We start from the raw sequence: 21527 nt of genomic DNA, 5'->3' as shown, positions 1-21527 counted from the left end.
CGCTCACGGCAAACTATATGGATAATAGTGGCTTAATTTGGGGTAAAGATACTTCATACAAGCAAACTGTCTTTGCTAACTATATCGGTGGCAAAACTGCTCTAGTTGCCCAAGGTGGGGGACAAAGGAGTATTTTTACCGCCGGTGTACTTGATGCGTTTCTCTATTCCAACTTTGACCCCTTTGATACCTTTTATGGCACTTCCGCTGGCGCGCTTAATTTATGTGCCTATCTTTGTCGGCAACCTGAAATCGGCAAATCATTCTTGCTTGATTTAACCACCGACGATCGCTTCTTTAATTTATTCAGCTTTATCAGACAAAAACACTATATCGGTCTGGATTGGGCATTAGACCAAATCTGTGCTCCTCCCTATAAATTAGACATCGATATGGGTCGATACGTACTGCAAAATCGAACCGCTTATGCCGCAGTGACTCGCGTAGATACCTTTCACGACAAATACCTTCCCATGCTACAAAACGACTGGCTTGAGGTCATTCGAGCAACCTGCGCTATCCCGAACTTGGTTTCAAGACCGGTGAATGTTGCCGGTGACGAATTTGTTGATGGTGGTGTCTCGGCTTCGATACCTTTGCAAGAAGCTTGGCGCTGTGAAGCGCGCAGTATTATTGTCATCCGTACCGAGCTTCCTGAATCCTTTGAGATTGAAGGTGCAGACCCCTCAGTAAAGACGCAAGATATTGATGTTCACAATATTGACGATAAAGAAGCTTGGTATCAAAATTCGATTGATAGTCTGCAACTTTTCTGGAATGAACAAGTTGATAAAGGTAAGAAATCAGTAGAAGAGTTTATTGATGACAGGCTAGGTCAAAACCGCCTCAATAATGAAAAATCCACACTAGACTTACTTAATGGCGGTCGATGGTTATTTGGCGCGGATAACGTTTATCGATTATCCCATCTATTAGGCAATCGCCTTGATGCAGGTTTAGCGGATATGCTGATGGTGCATTACCAAACTTATGCACTTACCCAAGCATTTATCGCCAAGCCGCCACCAGATTGCTTTGTGATGCAGATTGTCCCTGATGAACCATTACGCAGTTCATCATTAATGAGCAGTGTTGATGATCTTCTGTTTGATTATCAACAGGGTTTAAATTCAGGCTATCGTTTCATAAATGAGTATCAAAGTACGCTAAATTGCAAAGTTATGAGGTGATCTAGCATCGAATTATCATTAATGAGTGAGCACGCTCACGCCTTGCAAAATCAGACCTTCACAATTACTTCGCGCTGTAAAATAATAAACTCTCTAGACTAGGGGGGAATTATCATGTACACGGCACAACCAAGCCATATTGATCATATCAAACAAATAAATGCCGGTAAGGTGTATAAGCTTATCGATCAATTTGGCCCAATATCTCGCATCGACCTTTCTAAGTTAAGTGCTCTTGCCCCTGCGAGTATTACCAAAATTTCACGAGAACTCATTGATGGACACCTGATTCATGAAACTGTGGTGCAAGAGGCAACCAGTCGTGGTCGTCCCGCGGTAGGTTTGCAAACCAATAATCAAGGTTGGCAGTTTTTATCACTGCGACTTGGACGTGGCTACTTAACGATTGCATTGCATGAATTAGGTGGTGAAGTCATTACAGAAAAATACATCGATATTGAGCAGCGAGAGCAAGATGAAATGCTGGCTCGTTTATTAGATGAGATATATCAGTTTTTTGAAGAAAAAAGTGCAGTGCTGGAACGTATGACAAGTATTGCGATTACGTTACCGGGGCTTGTGCATTCACAAAGTGGTCTGGTTTTACAGATGCCTCATTTTAATGTGAAGCATTTAGAGTTAGGTCCTGCCATTTATAAAGCCACAGGTTTACCTGTGTTTATTGCAAATGATACACGCGCATGGGCATTGGCCGAAAAACTGTTTGGCAATTCTCAGCAGAACAAAAACTCAGTACTGATCAGTGTTCATAATGGTATTGGCGCAGGTATTATTTTAGAAGATAAAGTACTTCAAGGTCGATTAGGTAACGTTGGTGAGTTAGGGCACATTCAAATTGATCCAAATGGCGATCTTTGCCATTGCGGCAATAAAGGGTGTCTAGAAACCGTAGCCAGTTCGTATTCGTTACTGCGTCAAGCTAAGCAAGCCATCGCAGATGGAGAAGAAACCTGCTTAAAACTTGAATCACTGTCAGTGATTAATATTTGTATGGCAGCCAATAACGGCGATCCAGTCGCGCTAAAAATTATCACAAAACTGGGACAACATTTAGGTATGGCAGTCTCTTTAGTCGTCAATATGTTTAACCCAGAGAAAGTCCTTATCGGGGGCGACATTAATGTGGCTAAAGGCATCATCATTCCTGAAGTGATTCGCTGCGTTAAGACTCAAAGCTTGCCTATCTATAATCAAGATTTGGAAATTATGCCAAGTCGTTTTATTAAAAATGCGACGATGCCGGGCGCGGCGCTTATCAAGCAAGCACTGTACGATGGTGAGCTATTGATGAAGCTCGTAGAGGGTTAAGAGCCAGCGACTCTATTAATAACAGGAGAGTGACTATTAGCGCAGGTCACTTTCCATAACGAATTAGTAAACAAAGCACAGCAAGTGCACTTAAACTTGCAGCAATAACCATCAACATATCCAGCCTCCTAATACAGTTATATTAGATAAAGCATTTTCTATGCCAGATCACTAAGTTTTATAATCTGATAATTACTTGTTTAATATCAATGCCTTATATTGCTGTGATTTTCGCTAAAGACAGTTAGAAAACAGATTTAATGCAACATTGCACCTATGTAGGTAGATTGCAGACAAAAAAATACCGGCTAAGTTAGCCGGTATTTAATGTTAGCTATTGAGGCTTACATTACACGCATGCCAGGTTGAGCACCTTCATGCGGTTCAAGAATCCAAAGATCTTTACCACCAGGGCCTGCTGCTAGCACCATGCCTTCTGACATACCAAATTTCATCTTACGTGGTTTTAAGTTAGCCACCATAACAGTGTGCTTACCAATAAGATCTTCTGGCGCATAAGCGGATTTAATACCAGCAAATACCTGACGAGTTTCACCGCCTAAGTCGAGTACCAGTCTTAGCAATTTATTCGCTTTAGGTACAGATTCACATTCAACAATCTTGGCAATGCGTAAGTCAATTTTGGCAAAATCGTCAAATTCGATTTCGTCAGCAATTGGCTCTTTGCTCAGCTCTGTTTCGTTTTTCGCTTGCTCTGCTTTTTCTTTAGCGGCCACTTCTGCTGCTGCATCTTCTTTAGATGCTTCAACCATAGCTTCCACTTTCTTAGGATCGATACGGTTAAATAGCGCTTTGAACTTGCTGATTTCTTGATTCACTAGAGGCGCTTTTACACCATCCCAAGTGAGTTCTTGGTTTAAGAACGCTTCAGTGCGAGCGGCAAGCTCAGGCATCACAGGTTTCAAGTAAGTCATCAGAACGCGGAACAAGTTGATGCCTACAGAACAGATGTCTTGTAGTGCTTTATCTTGGCCTTCTTGTTTTGCAACAACCCAAGGGGCTTTTTCATCAACGTATTGGTTTGCTTTATCAGCAAGAGCGGTAATTTCACGAATAGCACGGCTAAACTCACGAGCTTCATAAAGATCCGCGATACGCTCTGAGGCATCGGCAAATTCTTGATACAGCTCAGGCTCGGCAAAATCTTCAGATAGCTTGCCTGCAAAACGTTTGGTAATAAAACCTGCGTTACGAGAAGCTAGGTTAACGATCTTATTAACTACATCTGAGTTTACACGCTGCGTGAAGTCTTCAAGGTTTAAATCAAGATCATCAATACGGCTATTTAGTTTTGCCGCGTAGTAGTAACGTAAGCACTCAGGATCTAAGTGGTTAAGGTAAGTGCTTGCTTTGATGAAAGTCCCTTTAGACTTAGACATCTTCGCGCCATTTACCGTTACGTAGCCATGTACAAAGACATTGTTTGGTTTACGGAAACCTGCGCCTTCAAGCATTGCTGGCCAAAATAGGCTGTGGAAGTAAACAATGTCTTTACCGATGAAGTGATAAAGTTCTGTCGTGCTGTCTTTTTTCCAGTACTCATCAAAATCAAGATCATCACGTTTGCCACATAGGTTTTTAAATGACGCCATGTAACCAACAGGGGCATCAAGCCATACGTAGAAGAACTTGTCTTTCTCACCTGGGATTTCAAAACCAAAGTAAGGTGCATCACGAGAGATATCCCACTGATGCAAGCCAGATTCAAACCACTCTTGCATTTTGTTTGCCGTTTCATTTTGCAATGAACCAGAGCGAGTCCACTCTTTTAGCATGCTTTCAAACTGTGGCAAATCAAAGAAGAAATGCTCAGAGTCTTTCATAACAGGCGTCGCGCCAGAAACAGCCGACTTAGGGTTAATCAGTTCTGTTGGGCTGTAGGTTTCGCCACAGTTATCACAGTTGTCACCGTATTGGTCTTCTGACTTACACTTAGGGCAGGTTCCTTTTACGAAACGGTCAGGCAGAAACATTTCTTTTTCTGGATCGAAAAGTTGAGAAATGGTGCGGCTAGAGATAAAACCATTCTTTTTAAGCTCAAGATAGATGCTTGAAGCCAATTCACGGTTTTCTTCACTGTGTGTGCTGTGATAGTTATCAAAGCTGATATCAAATCCGGCAAAATCTTTTTGATGCTCATCGCTGACCGCTGAGATCATTTCTTCTGGTGTAATACCCATCTGCTGGGATTTAAGCATGATTGGCGTGCCGTGCGCATCATCAGCACAAACAAAGTTCACTGTGTTGCCACGTAGACGTTGGTAACGCACCCAAATATCAGCTTGAATATGCTCTAGCATATGACCTAAATGGATAGAACCATTGGCATAGGGTAGTGCACAAGTGACGAGCATTTTTCTTAATTCAGTAGTCATACTTAACATTTCGCAGATAGGATAAATTTCTAACCGCTAATATTACCGCAAGCTAGCGATAACGAAAAGCATCTCGCGGATAAATCGCTGCTAGTTTCACTTTCAATACTTATGTTTGGATAATATTGCACGCAAAACAACAAAATGAGCCCTTGATTTGTGTCTATCTAGCCCAACTTAATGAGATGAAGCAAAAATTCACGCTAATATGTAAGGCATATCAGCAAAAGGGAAACATCAATGAACGACAAAACACAACAACTGCACGCTTGGTTAAATCAGTTTCAACATCCACTATTGGTGGCAGAATGGGCCGCAACCCAAGGTGTTGTAACGATTAATGATAAACAAAAAGCCATCGATGTAGAGATTCCCTTTTTAGTCGAGTCTTTGACTCAAGCATTAGGTCAGTGGATATCGGATACTGACGCGCCAGCGGTATGGGAAGAATATACTTTTTATGTTTCAGCGCGCGTGCGTCCATTACAAACCAAAGTGCCGAGCTCTCTTAGCACCATTAAAAACATCATTGCAGTCACGTCCGCTAAAGGTGGCGTGGGCAAATCTACTACAACCGCAAACCTTGCGTTAGCTATCGCCAAACAAGGCGCGACAGTGGGTGTATTAGATGCGGATGTGTATGGCCCATCGATTCCACTGATGTTTGGCACAGTGGGACACTCTTTAGAAGTCATCGACAATAAATGGATGAAACCATTAGAAGCGCATGGCGTATTTACTCAGTCTATCGGCTATCTTATTTCTCGTGATGACGCGGCAGTATGGCGCGGCCCTATGGCATCAAAGGCGTTGATGCAGTTGCTAAAAGAGACTCAGTGGCCAGAGCTTGACTACCTAATTATCGACATGCCACCGGGTACAGGTGATTTGCAGTTGACCTTATCTCAAGATATTCCATTAACCAGTGCGTTAGTGGTCACTACGCCTCAAGATCTTGCTTTAGCGGATGCAATTAAAGGTATTGCTATGTTTGATAAAGCGGATGTGGGCGTGTTAGGTCTGGTTGAAAATATGAGCTATCACGTTTGTAGTAACTGTGGTTCTCATGAAGATATTTTTGGCAGTGGCGGCGCGGTAAAATTAGCCGCTGAAAAAGGCATCTCTGTGCTCGCTCAATTGCCACTGCATCTTAACGTTCGTCGTGATATTGATCAGGGCGTTCCATCAGTGGTTAACCCTGAATCAGCCGAGCAAGCGCAAGGTTATCTGGATCTTGCCGAGCAAGTGGTGAGCCGATTATTCTGGCACGGCAAGCCTCAGCCTGAGCGAATTAGTTTTGTTGAAGTAAAATAATTAAAGAGTTTGTTGAGTATTTGATACCAGTTGGATAATTTACGTTCAATCTTGAATGATTATTATGTTAGTTCTGGTATCAAAGATTATCCGTCTCTATAATTACCCAGTTTTATATCTGTTTTTGTTAGGGTTAATGAATGTCTGAAAAAAATCAATGTGTCATCATCGGCATAGCCGGCGCCTCTGCGTCTGGTAAGAGCTTGATTGCAAGTACCATCTATAACGAGCTACGCGCCAAAGTTGGTCCAGATCAGATTGGAGTTATCACGGAAGACAGATACTACAGTGATCAAAGTCATCTGAGCATGGAAGAGCGTGTAAAAACTAACTACGACCATCCTCAGGCGTTAGACCATGATTTATTGTGTGAGCACCTTCAGCAATTAACCAATGGCGAAGCGGCTGAAGTACCAGAGTACAGCTATACCGAACACACGCGTACACAAAATACGAAAACCATGGCTCCTAAGAAAGTGATCATCTTAGAAGGTATTTTACTGCTAACCGATCCACGCTTGCGTAACCTAATGCACGCAAGTGTCTTTATGGATACGCCACTGGATATTTGTCTGCTTCGCCGCGTGAAGCGTGATGTAGAAGAGCGTGGACGCACGATGGAATCGGTATTAGAGCAATACCAAAAGACGGTTCGTCCTATGTTTATGCAGTTTATTGAGCCATCAAAGCAATACGCGGACATCATTGTTCCTCGTGGCGGTAAAAACCGAATTGCCATTGATGTATTGAAAGCTCATATTGCTAAATTGCTGAAATCTTAGTAATTTATGACTGAGTTGTCAGTTTAGAAAATTTATCATTGGCTGCCTACATACAAGCAGTGAATTATGGTTAAGAATTAAATGGCACAGCAGTGCCATTTTTTATGTCTAGCGTCTGCATAAACGGTGGATAATCGCTCAAAGACGCATGGAAAATTCAGGTTACAGGGAAGAAAAGATGAAGAAGATTTCACTATTTATCGTCACGCCAATCGTGCTTGTGATACTTGCAGTGGTGGCGCTATTGGTATTTGTTGATCCCAATCAGTTTAAACCAATGCTGGTTGAGCAAACAAAAAAGCAAACCCATTTAGATTTGACCATTGATGGTGATATCGGCTGGCAGTTTTTCCCCTCGATTGGATTCTCCCTTGGTAAAACAACCTTGAGTAACCCTGAAGGCTTTACCGCCCCAAACATGCTAAAAGTTGAGCAGGTTGGCCTGGATATCTCGGTTCTGCCACTTCTTAGTAAAGAGCTTAAAATTGGTAACGTGACTTTAATTGGCGCGCAATTTTATATGGAAACTCACGCTGATGGCTCCAGCAACCTTGATGCTTTAACAGGCACTAAGCAAACTGAGTCAACAGACGCAAACTCTGAGCCTCCAGAAGACAACACTGCATCTACGCAAAACAGTGACACTCAATCACAAGCAGAACCTTGGACTATTTCTTTAGCTGGGGTCGATATTAAAGACGCCCTTTTAGAAATTAAAGACGATCAGAACTCACTGTACACGAAACTAGAGAACGTGAATGTCAGTGTGAACAGCTTTGAGTTTGATCAGTGGACGCCAATCAGTTTTAGCTTCTCTGGTGTAAATAATCAGCAAAAATTTGCCATTTCAGGTAAAGCCAACGCCAAAACCGATGCTAAATTTATCGACCATCAAGTCAAAGACGTTGAGTTAAACGGTAGCTTTTCTCAACCAGATTTTAATTTAAGTCAGTTTGAAGTGAAGGTAGACCAATTTAAGTTAGATTCTTGGGCAAATATATCGCTAACCGCAGAAGGCGTAGCGGCGGGTAATGAATTTGATATTACCAGCTCAACCAAAGCGCTACTGCAACAAGATATGGCTACCTTTGCCATCAAAGACTTTGAGTTAGAAACCCCATTAAAAGGTAAAGATCTTAATATGGAGTCGATTAAGCTGAGTTTATCGACCTTCATTCTTGGTGAGCCTGGCGCTTTTCAAGTGGGGTTAAAAGGGCGAGCAGCTGATCTCGATGCCAATCTAGTATTGATGGGCAGTTTAAAGGTCGATGAAAAAATATCGAAAGTGAACGTCGACGGCCTTAATGTGAAAGGTAAAGTAGCTGGGGAGACACTGCCACAAAACCCGATAACTTTGGCAATGAATTCAGATATTGCATTTGATTTAACTCACAACAAATTATCATTACTACTCAAGAAATTCTCCGCTAATGATTTAAATCTTGATGGCAGTGCTAGCGTAGTACTGGCCGATATTCCTAAAGTCCGCTTTAAACTGCACAGTCCACAAATCAATGTTGATGAATGGACAGCAACTCAAACAACGAGTGAAGCAACGCCATCGGCAGAGGCTGCATCAAATTCAACCGCGCAAACTTCATCGCCTGCTACTGAACCTGATTTATCGGTACTGAAAACGGTTGATGTTGCCGGCAACATTCGCATTGATAAACTCCAAGCAAATAATGCCAAACTGCAAAATGCTTATACCGATATTGCAATTAAAGACGGCGTATTTAATTTACGAGCACTCAAAGCCAATCTTTATAAAGGCAGCATTAATGCTAAAGCGGTGATTAACGCAAAAAATCCAGTCGCAACTTATGACATTGATGCCAAAGTAAAAAATGTCCAAGTAGGCCCATTGCTGGTGGATGTTGCCGATAACAACACTTTGGAAGGTACGGGTAATATTGATGTTGATCTGCGCGGAAAAAGCTTGATTCCAGATGAGCTTAAGAAGCATTTGGCAGGTACTGTGCAAGTGAAATTTGCCGATGGTGCGATTAATGGCATTAACGTGGCGCAACTTATTCGTACTAACTATGCCAAATTTAAGGGCGAGAAAGTGCCGGCAGACAATGAACCTAAGAAAACAGACTTTAGTTCAATGGATGCACTGGTTAAGTTAAATAAGGGCGTTGCGACATTATCGAATGTTTCAGTGCAATCACCGTTGTTGCGTATCAAAGCAAGTGGTAATGCTAACTACTTGGTTGAGACCATGGATATTTTGTCTAAAACATCAGTGGTAGGTTCGCTAGAAGGTCAGGGCGGTCAAACAATTGATGACTTGACGGATTTGACGATTCCACTACGCATTAAAGGCAGTTGGGCAAGCCCTAAAGTCAGTTTAGATTTGGCGGCATTGCAACAACAAGAGCTTGAAAAAAATAAGAAAAAGTTGGAAGAAAAGGCTAAGAAAGAAGCTGAGCGTGGACTTAAAAAACTGTTTGGTGATAGCGCTGACAGCAATGACACCAAGAAAATGGCCGATTCTTTATTGAAGAAACTGTTTTAATTAATCACGATTAAGCCATTAATTTAATCGGGTATAAAACGAGAAAGCCGAGATAACATTATGTTAGCTCGGCTTCTTTAATTTGTACTCAGTGATAACCGATTACCAATCGACTCAGAGTGAGATCTCCAGCGTTATTAGAACAAAATCATGTGCATTATAGGAGCAAGTCTTTGTGGCATGGATGCCACAATGAAGCCATCAAGGATGATTTCACGGCGTCTTGTGGAGATGATGCACATGATGGGTTGATAAGTGTTCACTCCTCGTTCAGCCTACCAATCGACCCCTTTGCGGGCTTTAATTCCAGATTCAAAAGCATGCTTTACATTACGCACTTCGGAAACGGTATCAGCCAGTTCTATAATTGAACGGTGCGCGCCGCGACCGGTAATGATGACTGATTGTTGGCTTGGGCGCTGTTTAAGAGCGTTAAGCACCTCATCTAAGTCAATGTAATCATAGCTCACCATATAAGTCAGCTCATCTAATAGCACCACATCAAGGCTTGGGTCTTGTAGCATGGCTTTACACTCAGTCCACACTTGCTGAGCCGCTAGGGTATCTGATTCTTTATCTTGAGTGTTCCAAGTAAAGCCTGTAGACATCACATGAAAGGCAACCCCAAGCTTTTCTAGCAGGTTACGCTCTCCGTTGTCCCAAGTGCCTTTAATAAACTGAGCCACACCACATTGAAACCCATGACCGACGGCGCGAGCTACCGTACCAAAGCCTGAGGTTGATTTTCCTTTGCCATTACCGGTGATAACCAGTAACAGTCCCTTTTCTTCGGTTGCTTCTGCGATTCTGGCATCAACTTTTTCTTTGAGTTTTTGCTGACGCTGTTGGTGACGATCCTGTGCTTGAGTCATTACGCTTCCTTTGTTTTGCGGTCTAGGACTATGATAAACACAGTTTGTCGCGACAGAAAAGAGATGATCTTGTAATGAGACACATTTTATAGGGGCAGTCGTGCAGGGTGAGATCACGAACGTTATTTGAACAAAATTATGTGCATTATCGGAACAAGCCTTTGTAACATGAGTTTGTGGCATGGATGCCACAATGAAGCCATCAAGGATGATTTCACGGCGTCTTGTGGAGATGATGCACATGATTGGTCGATAAGTGTTCAGTCATGCGTTTGCCTAGGGCAGTCGTGAGTGCGATGTTGATTAGTCGAATGGGTAATATATTAAAAATGCACTTTTAATATAGGCAATAAATGCAATAGAAATCAGTCTCTATATATTTAAGACTCACTTTGGTTGCTATTATGTTAACTAATATAGTTGGTTGTTGTTTTGTTTTTGTGGTTATTCGGGTGGCTTATTGTTTTGATTATGTTTCGTCGGAATGGTTGAGAATTGAAATAAATCACAAAAGTAACTAAATGTAAAAAATCTCGAGATAAATGTATCTAACATTGATTTGACCCCCTTTATCTCTGGTAAAGCTCTGGTAATTTGTAGTGGTAGTTAAATATCACTGAGGTTTATTAATATGCTAGAGCTTCTTATTGGGTTGGTTATTACCATCGCAGTTGGTTATTTTATAATTAAAGGTTATCGAGCCGCAGGTATATTACTTGTCGCGGGTATATCGTTACTTATTTTAACTGGTTTACTGGGACATACAGTATTACCAGCAAAAGTAGCATCAACAGGGAATACATTTACCGATGCTTTAGAGTTTGTGAAGTATATGCTTCAGTATCGAGGCGGTGGTTTAGGTCTACAGATCATGTTGTTATGTGGTTTTGCAGCTTACATGACCCACATTGGTGCTAACAATGTAGTGGTAAAACAGTTTTCTAAACCCCTTTCTGTTATCAAATCGCCTTATGTATTGTTAGTGGCTGCTTATATTGTGGCCTGTTTAATGTCTTTGGCTGTGAGCTCTGCAACTGGTTTGGGTGTGCTATTAATGGCAACACTATTCCCAATGATGACTGCGATGGGTATTTCTCGCCCGGCAGCAGTAGCGGTATGTGCATCGCCTGCGGCAATTATCTTGTCACCAACTTCGGGTGATGTTGTAGTGGCGGCGGAAAAATCGGGTATGGCTTTGGATGTGTTTGCTGTGCAAACCGTACTGCCTGTTTCTATCTGCGCCATCATTGTGATGTCTGCTGCGGCATTCTTCTGGAATAAATACTTAGATAAAAAAGAAAATACTCCAATGGAGAAAGTTGACCTTTCTGATATGAAAGTGACGGCTCCGACATTTTATGCGGTACTGCCTTTCTTACCTATCTTCGGTGTTTTTCTATTTAATGGCCGTACCATTCCGGGTCTGTCTTTGGATATTTATACTATTGTCGTTTTATCTATCTTCATCAGTGCTGTTGTTGATTACATCGTGAAACGCTTTGACGGTAAGCGCACTCTAGAAGATTTAGACTCATGCTATAACGGTATGGCAGATGCCTTTAAAGGCGTGGTGATGCTATTGGTTGCCGCTGGTGTATTTGCCCAAGGCTTAATGTCTATTGGCGCAATTGATCATCTGATTCACCTTGCTGACCATGCAGGCGCAGGCGCTGTAGCATTAATGCTATTGCTTACTGGTTTGACGGTTGCAGCAGCGATTGCCACAGGTTCAGGTAATGCACCTTTCTATGCGTTTGTAGAATTAGCCCCTGCTCTTGCTGGTAAAATGGGCATTAACCCTGCGTTTCTTATTATCCCAATGCTTCAAGCGTCTAACCTAGGTCGTACCATTTCACCTGTATCTGGCGTCATCGTGGCAACCTCTGGTATGGCTAAAATCAGTCCATTTGAAGTGGTAAAACGTACCAGTGTGCCAGTATTGTGTGGCCTAGCCACTGTGATTGCAGGTACTGTTTTCTTAGTTCCAATGACAGTGTAATCGGCATAGGAAAATCATTCATAAAAGCTCTTCTTTCGAGGAGCTTTTTTCGAGGTAATTATGACAATTTCTTTTAATCTAGATACCTATATAGAGCAGCTTTCAAACTTGGTAAATATCGATTGTGGCAGTCACAATCCGCAAGGGGTGGCTAAGGTTGCTGACGTGTTAGCACCAATGTTTGAAAGCATTGGTTTTCACGTTGTTAGACATAATATTCATCATGATGCTGGTCCATGTTTAGAGATCACTAACAAGCCCAATGCTGAGCATTATGACGTGATGCTATGTGGTCATATGGATACGGTATTTCCTGATGGCACGGTGGCAAAACGTCCGTTAACTCGTGATGATGAAAAGATTTACGGCCCGGGTGTTACTGATATGAAGTCGGGCATTTTAAGTGCTTGGTATGCATTGCAAATGCTGCCACAAGCACAAAAAGAAAAGCTGTCTATTGTCATTGCCCTTAACTGCGATGAAGAAATCGGTTCTCGTTACTCAAGAGAGTGGGTGGAAACACTGGCTCGTAAAAGTAGCAAAGTGTTGGTGTGTGAAGCCTCGCGTGCTAACGGTAACTTAATTCGTTCTCGTAAAGGGAATGCTAAGTATGAATTAACCTTTAATGGTGTAGCCTCTCATGCAGGTTCCGCCTTGCAAGATGGTGTGTCCGCTATTTATGAATTTAGCCACTGGGCATTAGCCATTAAAAATCTAGTCAACCTAGAAACGGGCACCACTATGAATGTGGGCACAGTTAAAGGTGGGGTTGCGGTTAACGTAGTACCTGACTACACACAAGCAATTGTGGATTTACGTTTTTGGAATAACGAAGAAGCACAAGTGATTCACAACACACTGCTGAACATGGCGGAAAATCCTTTTGAAGCGGGCGCGAGTGTTGAAGTAAAACGTCTGGCATTTAAGCCGGCGATGATTCCAACCGACGAGACAGAAGCGCTAATTACTATGGTCAGCGCAGAAGCGGACAAGCTTGATCTTGTTTATGATTGGGAAAATGCTGGTGGCGGATCTGATGGCAACTTTACCGCGAATGTGGGCACGCCAACCCTTGATGGTTTTGGTCCATCAGGCGCGGGGCTTCATTCAGATAAAGAGTATCTACTGATCAATACCATTGAGCCAAGACTGGTGTTATTGGTTAACGTGCTTAATCAGTTGTAGACTTCACAATCTACAGACTAAAAAGCCCGTGCTACATCGTTTAAAAGCGATTTAGCACGGGCTTTGTATTTATTTAATTAAGAACTATTTATAGGTTGGGTAATCCGTTAAGCCTTTTTCACCACCACCAAATAGTGTATCTGGGTTATGTTGCGCTAATGGCGCGCCAGTTTTAATACGCTGTGGAAGATCAGGGTTTGCAATAAATGGTCGACCAAAACCAATCATGTCAGCTAATCCTTCTTCGATAGCAGTCGCGCCAGTATCAGCTTTATAACGGCCTGCATAAATCAGAGTATTTTTAAACGCTTCACGCAGAGCAACTTTAAACTCTTTTGGTGTATCAGGCGCATCATCCCAATCTACTTCTGCAATGTGCAGATAAGTAATGTTATGGGAATCAAGCAATTTTGCCGCTTCGGTGTAAGTATGCACAGGGTTTGCATCTACAGTGCCGTTTAGCGTAGTAAGAGGCGCAAGACGAACACCAACGCGCTCAGCGCCAATAGCATCAACCAGTGTTGTAACCACTTCATCAAGAAAACGCAGACGATTTTCTAAGCTGCCACCGTATTCATCGGTGCGGTTGTTTGATTCTGAATCAATAAATTGATTGATAAGATAACCATTCGCAGCATGCAATTCGACACCATCAAAGCCAGCCTCAATTGCATTTAGCGCACCTTGATGAAATTCAGCAACCACAGCTTTAATGTCGCTAACGCTCATTTCGCGAGGTTCAACCACATCCACAAAACCGGGTTCGTCCGTGCCGTTATCAATAAATACCTTTACGTTTTCAGCCTTAATTGCTGATGAAGAGACAGGCTGATTGCCATTGATATTATCAGGGTGAGTCACACGGCCTACATGCCATAGCTGAGCAAAAATTGCGCCGCCCTTGGCATGTACTGCATCGGTCACTTTTTTCCAGCCGGCAATTTGTTCAGGACTGTAGATACCCGGTGTCCAAGCGTATCCTTTACCCATTGGCGAGATTTGCGTACCTTCAGAAATAATAAGACCGGCTTCTGCGCGCTGGGCGTAGTAAGTGGCCATTATATCATTGGCGACATCACCTGGTTGTGAAGCTCTTGAGCGAGTCATAGGCGGCATCACAATGCGGTTTTTTAAGGTGATATTACCAAGTTGAAGTGGCTGAAATAGTGCTGAACTCATGGGGAACCCTTACGGTATTTGATTACTGAGCCTAGACTATCAGCCATTACCGTGGTCAAAAAGTGCAAAACAAACAAAATACTTTTACTTGTTTTGCAACAATCGACCTAATAAAGGAGCAGGGAAGGTTAAGCTAAGTAACTTTCGATACCATTTAAGAACATTTGTACCGCAATCATCAGTAGCAACATGCCCATTAGACGCTCAATAGCCTCAAGCCCTTTCTCGCCAACCACTCTTTCGAACAGTTCCGAGAACATTAAAATAACCGCAGAGGCAAACCAAGCACCAATTAAAGCAATCGACCAGTCTGTCATACGCTCAGGCGCTTGGTGAGCAAGTAAAATTAATGCGGCAATAATAGAGGGACCAGCCATCAAAGGGATAGCAAGAGGCACTATAAGAGGCTCTTCGCCTGCGCCTAGACTTGCGCCAAGACCACCTTCGGGAGGAAAGATCATCTTCAAACTGATTAAAAATAAAATGATCGCGCCAGAAATAGAAACCGCTTCATTGTTAAGCCCCAAAAAGCCTAAAATCTTTTCGCCAGCAAACAAAAATAGCAACATCACTACCAGAGCAATCAATAGCTCTCTGATAATCACAATACGACGTCGTTTCTTATCAATATGTTTTAACATGGAACTAAAAATGGGTAAGTTGCCCATAGGATCCATAATAAGAAAAAGCATCACCGCAGCTGAAATAGTGTCCATTTTATATCCTAAAATTAAGGCGAATCCGATATAGGCGGTGATTATGAAACAGGAACTATCAGCCTGTACAGCACATTAATGAACTATTTATTTTAATACCAACGCAGTGGCATATTTATGGGCAGAATAAAGCGAAATAAAATGAATTAATCGTTTTGTTGATTTGAATTTAATCCGCATTCTTCGCAAAATTTGAATAAAAATAAAGCATCCGTTTTAGCAAAGATTGTCCATGAGCAAAAGCTATGATAAAAATACGTCTACGTCCCCTTAGTTCAGCTGGATAGAACAAGGACCTCCTAAGTCTTAGACACAGGTTCGAATCCTGTAGGGGACGCCACTTCATATATACTTGCTTTAAAACTCAATGATTTAGATTACACCTGCCTTTGGGATGCCTTTACACTTTAGTCCTATTTTAGCCGTTTTCTGTTGTGCCAAATCTTTATCGCTTAGTTTGTGACTGAGAAACTAAATGTTTTCTTTTTTTTATGCGGGTGAGGGAATGGGTAAAGGAGGATCTGTTAAATCTGAGTATATGAAAATGTATGCTCTGCCCGATTATTGTCACTGCAATTAGTAATAACAGGGCATACATTTGCGAAGTATTTATTATTGTTCTAAGTCTAGTTTATAAAAACTAGCTTTAGCATAATCGCCTGCGGCTATGCCATTATTTTTACATCCAACAGGGCCAACATTGCACTGGTTATATACACCTGCTTTGAAATGCAATACAGATTGCGCATAACCCTCGTCATAAGTGTTGCCAAGGTAGTGGCCTTTAGCAATATTCATGACAAATGTTTTCTTAATCGGTTTAGCTGAATCTAGATTTTTAATAAATTCTAGGTGCATTTCCTCACCCACAACATCAATGCTATAAGCAAATTTCTCGCCTAGTTTAATGCCATCAGTTGGTGCTGGTTGACCGTAACGAATTTTTGATTTGCCGAAAACATCATGTGATACATCAAGACGTTTTGACTTATTTATGCCAGTAGCATTGTTCTCATAATTCCAATAAACCGAACCATACTCTTGATCAGGTAGTTTACGATAAAAAATCTTTAGTGGTTCGTTATCTTTTGAATGAATTTGACCGATTACAACACTAAATGAATCGTTGTTACGATGGTCGCCACTGGTACTTACGTGGTCAACAGAAAGAACGGCACTCAGTTTCCCACCAATTGCACCATAGTTTTGCGCATTGTCATGAGTAGAAAGCACAAAATTAGCACTAGGTTTAAATTCGTTAATGCCTTCAGTTGGATCTAACATTGCATGTAATTCAGAACGTGCATTTTTTGAATTTGGAGTCGTCATAGCTTTGTTGGGTGCAACAAAAACCATGGCACCGGTTTTTTTGTCAGTATAAAACCAATCTGAATGCGTATACCCCTTATTTAACTGCTTTACAGAGACTTCCATCACCTGATCTTTACGTTCAGGCTTAGTATCTTCCATAGGAACGTTCAACATCCACTTTGATAAGTCGAAATTTTCAGATGGTAGTTTGTGTGGATTTATCGCCGCCGATGCTAATGTCGAACAAGATAAACCAAGAATGAGAGTAAGTACTTTTAATTTACAGTTGAACATTATGATCCCTCTGGATTGGTAATATTTCCTTACCATAAAATAATACAAAACAAAGAAATGAAGCCTGTGTCACAATTCAGGCAAGGCATTGAATATAATAGATATTTTTGCTGATAAGTATGTTATGCGCAAGGTTTCCTATGGGGGTGTTGTTAAAACTAATACATTCAGACTAAATAATGATTAGCCAGTGATCTACAAAGTGATGCACATCGATGGGATTGAAAGTCATTTGGCGGAAATTAGTGATGGTTTGAGTAATTTTGGTTTATGACTTCATTTAGAGTGCTGAAATTTATCTGTAACTAATTGAAATGTAAGTTTTATTGAGAACGTTTGCTTTATTTGTGTTCAACTGCGCAGATTTCAACTTTAGTCTTAGGCTCTGTTTGGATTACGTATCATGATGACAAGTTAATATGGGCATCATCGTAATTTTAATAGTAGCTCATCGAATGAATTCTAAATAGATATGTCTAGCATTAGAATCGCAAGTTGTTGCCGAAGATCTCAGATTGATTAGACCAAAATAGCTCAATCTGGGTCATTACAGAGGCGCTTACCAATGTCAAAGCTAAGAACATAAGGTATGCCCAATAGTAAATATGGGGGTATGGGAGAGATCTACTTCCAGAGTTGTTTGGTCAACAAGGCCCTATGAATATTAACCGCCTTCTTAGAGGCGGTTAATATTGAAGGTTATTAATTAAAGCAAGCTTTAATCATACTAGGGTTAACCCATGGAGAACCTATATATTTATTGCTCGTTAAGTACGCAATAGCCTTTCCATTTTTAACTAACTTTGGTGGTTGAGTTGTATATTCATTGAAAGGTGAATACTGTGAGTACTTTCCACCATAAATGCCAAATGAGTTCCATATGCTACTGGTGGAGTATTTTCCGCCGTAAGTACCAAATTGATTTAAGACTGAATCAGAACTAAATTTATTTACGATTGAGCCTAAATGCTGTCCATCTGCTGCTGTTATTGTTGCCCCATTAATTGAATAGCATACGTTTAAAATTGAATTATCTGTAGTAGTTACTGTTGCGGGAGTAACAGCAGATTGGAACACTGGTTGAGAAACTACAGGCTTACTTGTAAGTGCTTTAATATAAGCATCTTTATCTGAAGATCTATAAAACTGGAAGTTATCTTTACCTAATGTTGGGTTGGATATATTTAATGCGATGTCTAGCATATTGATAGTATTTGAGCTTGAGATAGAGATACTAATACTTGATGTTCTTAAAACTTGATCATTAGAGTCTTTAAATCCCATGTTAGTCGATATTATACACGATGGGCCAGCTTGTAACTGTTTAGGTTGGCTTACCGTTCTTACTACTACAGAATCTAACGTATTACCATTTTCATCTTTAGCTTCAAACGTATGGATAATTTCAGCTCCACATTCAACAGGGAAAAGCGGGACATCAGATAATTCATAATAATAATTAGGTAATTTCAATGAATTAGAGAAAAAGTTAAATAATGAACGACCTGTGGATTTGTAATACTCGACTCCGTCACCTTTTGAAGTAACAGTGCCTAATTCACTTAATTCATTAAAAGCCTGTTGTGAGCTATCGAGTAAAGAAAACTTAAAGGTAAGTGAAGAACTTGTTTTGAGTAGGCTACCTCGAACAGTTTCTGAGCTAGTTAAAGATTCTAGATCAAAACTACTTTTACCATTAGATTGCATGAGTTGATAGGGGGGATTATTTAAGTGAGCAACGTGCTTGACTGATATTGTGATACTTGAGTTTTTATCAGTATCTAAGTCGGCTGTTCCTTGTTTAGAATTTACGTCCGTTGTTTCTTTATTATTTGATATAACTGTCAAGTCTTGAGTTGTTTTAGTTCCAGCTGTTAAAGAATCTGAACCATCAGAAGAGCCTCCACCACATCCAACTAGAAAGGTGGAAGTAAGTAATGACAATCCGATTAATTTGAAACTTGTTAATTTGTTCACTTTTTGTCCTTTAGGCAGATATGCCTATATCAATATGTTCATCACGGTACTTTGCGTTATCGGCGCTAGTTAACCAGAATAAAAGGTGTAAAAAGATGAACAGTAGTATTATTTTAGTTCCTGTTAATGTTGTTTGTGACAAGCAAAAAGCTATTAACATATTGAAAAGATGTTTTTTGTTGTTATTGATTCTTTCAAATAATTAAGTTAGCTATTGCTCTTTATCTTAAACATTTAGTTGGTCATATCGTATATTCCAAATAACTTATTTGGCTCATCTATAGTTCTTTTCTTAATTAATGCTTCCTGATTGGGATGCTGGCTTTGGTGCTTGTAAAGAGAGGAAAGATTATGTCTGTAGCGGTGACTTCTACATCTAATTTAACTAATGCGGATACTTTGTCTTTGTTGAGGAAGGTGGATCTTAACTTGATTGTGGTGTTTGAAGCTGTGATGGCGGAGCGTAATGTGACTCGGGCGGCTAAGATCTTGAATATGTCACAGCCTGCGGTGAGCAATGCTTTGTCGCGTTTACGCGTATTGTTTGATGATGAGTTGTTTGAGCGCGTGGGGCGGGGCATTATGCCGACTGCTCGTGCTCAGAGGCTACAAAGTGCACTGGGTCATGCGATGCATATTATTAAAGATGAGTTGCCTAACAGCGCTTTTGATCCTGCGACTTCGTGTAAGAACTATAACATTGTCTTTCGCGCGCCGATGGATCAACGATATGTGACAGCACTTATTAAGCATGTGCAGCAACTTGCGCCAAAGGTGTCTTTATCACTTAGCTCCGAAGTCAGCCCTATCTATGATAGCTTGAATAAAAATATTGATTTTGTCATAGATGTTGAACCTATTAATAACCAAGGTTTTACTAGTTGTATGTTAGCGTCTGATGAATTGGTGATAGTGATGGCGCAAGATCATGCTCGATTGGCTTCTTTAACTAATGTGAGCTTTGAAGCATTACAAAATGAAAAAATGGCAATCACCGCTAATTTACAACAACGTTTGCTGGCAATGAATGTCGCAGTTAATATCTGGAATCGGGAGCAAAAGCCTACATTTATCTCACATAGTATTGATGAAGTTTTGTCGGTCGTTTCAAAAACAGATGTAATAACCATAGCGCCAAGAAAAATCATTGAACAGGCTACAAGCGAGTTTGCAATTCAAACGTTATCTTTACCGAGTACAGATAATAGATTAACAACTTATTTAAATTGGCATCAAGCTAATGATAAAGAAGGCTCACATTGTTGGATGCAACAACAGATTAATAGGGTATTTGATCAAACTGTGCCGTATGTTATTGCGTAAGCTTTAAGTAATTACAGATAAATTGTATCGATAAGAAGTGTGGCTTATATATTGATTCTTGTCATAATTTATTTATGAACTTAAAGTTTTAAGATCTTTTAGACCTTGAGTTTTAAAATGAAAAAATTAATTAAAGCCTTCATTAACGATCAAAAAGGGGTGACAGTCATCGAATATGGAATGATGGGTGTCGCTCTTGCTACTACTCTTGCCTTTATTATGGGCGATCAAAATACAGGTTTTGTCTCAGCACTCATTTCTTTATACCAATCTCTTACCACTGCCATTCAATCTGCATAAAAATCACCCTTTAAATGGTGCTTAATTCACCGCATCAATTTACAAATTTATTACAGATTTAATCATCTGGATTAATGTCGCAAAAACTTGATTATCAGGCTTAGGTTAAATTTTTGGTTCTGCTAGATACTTTGTGATGCCAGTCACTTAATCTTAATGTATCTACTTACACTTTGAATATTTTAGTTGGTAATTTGTTAAGTTTATGTTTCAGCGGTCTTGCTTGGTGTTTTAGTGTCTCTTGGGTGTGGTGGGCTGTGCTTTTATTCTAAGACTGACTTTTGGGGATTCCCTAACATAATGATTTAACAAGGAACTTAAACATGTTTAAAGCTTTTTTGACTCGTTTTATTAAAGATGAACGCGGTGTGACTGCGATTGAGTATGGTCTGATTGCTGTAGCTATTGCTGTAGCCATAGGTGGTGCTGTTTTAACCATTGGAGATGAACTACTAGTCACATTTAATGAAATTGCCGCAAAATTAACTGCTGGAAAGGCAGGCTAAAATAACGTTGCTGTTATTTTTAATAATAAGTCTATATTGCGTATTCCGGTGATTGCGATCAGCTGTTTCGGTTTATTCCGATCACCAGATCCTGCCGTTTTTCTCTCTTCTTATTTTTACTCTAAGTGATCGGATTGCGCCAGTTTTCTCATTGATTCACCTCCCAGTTCTATTCGATGACTATTGTGTACGAGCCGATCCATTAGCGCGTCTGCAACGGTAGCGTTACCGATCATGTTGTACCACTCCTTTACGGGTAATTGGCTGATGACGATTGTGCTGCTGTTTTGATAACGATCTTCAAGCACTTCTAGTAAGTGACCCGCATGCTCT

At 40.7% G+C, this 21527-nt stretch carries 16 protein-coding genes, 1 tRNA gene and 1 pseudogene; 11 read left to right on the top strand and 7 right to left on the bottom strand.

Translation table 11 applies throughout. The annotated features are described in order from the left end of the window. The first annotated feature begins 17 nt into the window (after positions 1 to 17). Entirely contained in the window at positions 18 to 1190 is a 1173-nt protein-coding gene (locus A9260_RS13570; protein WP_068699802.1) for a patatin-like phospholipase family protein, read from the top strand. A 114-nt stretch (positions 1191 to 1304) separates the two neighbouring features. Beyond that, positions 1305 to 2519, top strand: coding sequence for a sugar metabolism global transcriptional regulator Mlc (mlc, locus tag A9260_RS13565; protein ID WP_068699800.1), 1215 nt, complete (start codon positions 1305 to 1307; stop codon positions 2517 to 2519). 344 nt (positions 2520 to 2863) lie between these two features. On the opposite strand, the gene metG is transcribed toward mlc, so the two are convergent. Further along, positions 2864 to 4915 carry a methionine--tRNA ligase gene (metG, locus tag A9260_RS13560; protein ID WP_068700064.1) on the bottom strand — a complete coding sequence of 684 codons (2052 nt, stop codon included), beginning with the start codon at positions 4913 to 4915 and terminating at the stop codon, positions 2864 to 2866. Between the two features lie 240 nt (positions 4916 to 5155). Here metG and apbC point away from each other — a divergent pair, with 240 nt between their 5' ends. The 3 genes from apbC (at position 5156) to A9260_RS13545 (ending at position 9532) form a co-directional block, all read left to right on the top strand. Then, the gene (apbC, locus tag A9260_RS13555) at positions 5156 to 6229 is read left to right on the top strand and encodes an iron-sulfur cluster carrier protein ApbC (protein WP_068699798.1); all 1074 of its coding nucleotides are present in this window, start codon (positions 5156 to 5158) and stop codon (positions 6227 to 6229) included. A 140-nt stretch (positions 6230 to 6369) separates the two neighbouring features. Next, complete coding sequence (gene udk / locus A9260_RS13550; protein ID WP_068699795.1) at positions 6370 to 7011, top strand: uridine kinase; 642 nt, start codon at positions 6370 to 6372, stop codon at positions 7009 to 7011. 178 nt (positions 7012 to 7189) lie between these two features. Further along, entirely contained in the window at positions 7190 to 9532 is a 2343-nt protein-coding gene (locus A9260_RS13545; RefSeq protein WP_068699793.1) for an AsmA family protein, read from the top strand. Positions 9533 to 9807: 275 nt separating this feature from the next. On the opposite strand, the gene cobO is transcribed toward A9260_RS13545, so the two are convergent. Next, positions 9808 to 10494: a cob(I)yrinic acid a,c-diamide adenosyltransferase gene (cobO, locus tag A9260_RS13540; protein WP_373604485.1), complete on the bottom strand. Its 687-nt coding sequence runs from the start codon at positions 10492 to 10494 to the stop codon at positions 9808 to 9810. Positions 10495 to 11035: 541 nt separating this feature from the next. On the opposite strand from cobO, the gene dcuC reads away from it, so the two are divergent. Both dcuC and A9260_RS13530 read left to right on the top strand, forming a co-directional pair. Beyond that, positions 11036 to 12403, top strand: coding sequence for an anaerobic C4-dicarboxylate transporter DcuC (gene dcuC, locus A9260_RS13535; protein ID WP_068699789.1), 1368 nt, complete (start codon positions 11036 to 11038; stop codon positions 12401 to 12403). A gap of 60 nt (positions 12404 to 12463) precedes the next feature. Continuing rightward, positions 12464 to 13588: a M20 family metallopeptidase gene (locus tag A9260_RS13530; RefSeq protein WP_068699787.1), complete on the top strand. Its 1125-nt coding sequence runs from the start codon at positions 12464 to 12466 to the stop codon at positions 13586 to 13588. Between the two features lie 84 nt (positions 13589 to 13672). On the opposite strand, the gene A9260_RS13525 is transcribed toward A9260_RS13530, so the two are convergent. Then, positions 13673 to 14767 (bottom strand): alkene reductase, encoded by a 1095-nt coding sequence (locus A9260_RS13525; RefSeq protein ID WP_068699784.1) that lies wholly within the window; start codon positions 14765 to 14767, stop codon positions 13673 to 13675. A 128-nt stretch (positions 14768 to 14895) separates the two neighbouring features. Next, the gene (locus A9260_RS13520) at positions 14896 to 15483 is read right to left on the bottom strand and encodes a YhgN family NAAT transporter (RefSeq protein ID WP_068699781.1); all 588 of its coding nucleotides are present in this window, start codon (positions 15481 to 15483) and stop codon (positions 14896 to 14898) included. Positions 15484 to 15747: 264 nt separating this feature from the next. On the opposite strand from A9260_RS13520, the gene A9260_RS13515 reads away from it, so the two are divergent. Beyond that, positions 15748 to 15823 (top strand) — tRNA-Arg (locus A9260_RS13515). Positions 15824 to 16095: 272 nt separating this feature from the next. Here A9260_RS13515 and A9260_RS13510 read toward each other — a convergent pair. Together A9260_RS13510 and A9260_RS13505 are read right to left on the bottom strand one after the other, a co-directional pair. Continuing rightward, positions 16096 to 17088, bottom strand: coding sequence for a polysaccharide lyase family 7 protein (locus tag A9260_RS13510; protein WP_068699779.1), 993 nt, complete (start codon positions 17086 to 17088; stop codon positions 16096 to 16098). A 702-nt stretch (positions 17089 to 17790) separates the two neighbouring features. Beyond that, a complete protein-coding gene (locus tag A9260_RS13505) occupies positions 17791 to 19065 on the bottom strand; it encodes a hypothetical protein (RefSeq protein WP_068699777.1) in 1275 nt (424 codons plus the stop codon). 351 nt (positions 19066 to 19416) lie between these two features. Here A9260_RS13505 and leuO point away from each other — a divergent pair, with 351 nt between their 5' ends. The 3 genes from leuO (at position 19417) to A9260_RS13490 (ending at position 21194) form a co-directional block, all read left to right on the top strand. After that, on the top strand, positions 19417 to 20388 hold the full coding sequence (gene leuO, locus A9260_RS13500; RefSeq protein WP_068699775.1) for a transcriptional regulator LeuO: 972 nt from the start codon (positions 19417 to 19419) through the stop codon (positions 20386 to 20388). Positions 20389 to 20505: 117 nt separating this feature from the next. Then, on the top strand, positions 20506 to 20688 hold the full coding sequence (locus tag A9260_RS13495) for a Flp family type IVb pilin (protein WP_068699773.1): 183 nt from the start codon (positions 20506 to 20508) through the stop codon (positions 20686 to 20688). Positions 20689 to 21011: 323 nt separating this feature from the next. Further along, entirely contained in the window at positions 21012 to 21194 is a 183-nt protein-coding gene (locus A9260_RS13490) for a Flp family type IVb pilin (RefSeq protein WP_068699771.1), read from the top strand. A gap of 116 nt (positions 21195 to 21310) precedes the next feature. Here the strand turns inward: A9260_RS13490 and istB are convergent. Beyond that, positions 21311 to 21527 (bottom strand): annotated as a pseudogene (gene istB, locus A9260_RS13485) (IS21-like element ISVch3 family helper ATPase IstB); the annotation flags it as partial.

It is taken from the genome of Vibrio sp. UCD-FRSSP16_30 (assembly GCF_001676025.1).
Lineage (GTDB): Bacteria > Pseudomonadota > Gammaproteobacteria > Enterobacterales > Vibrionaceae > Vibrio.
Note: the sequence above shows the minus strand (reverse complement) of the source record. Positions and strands in the feature narration are given on the sequence as shown.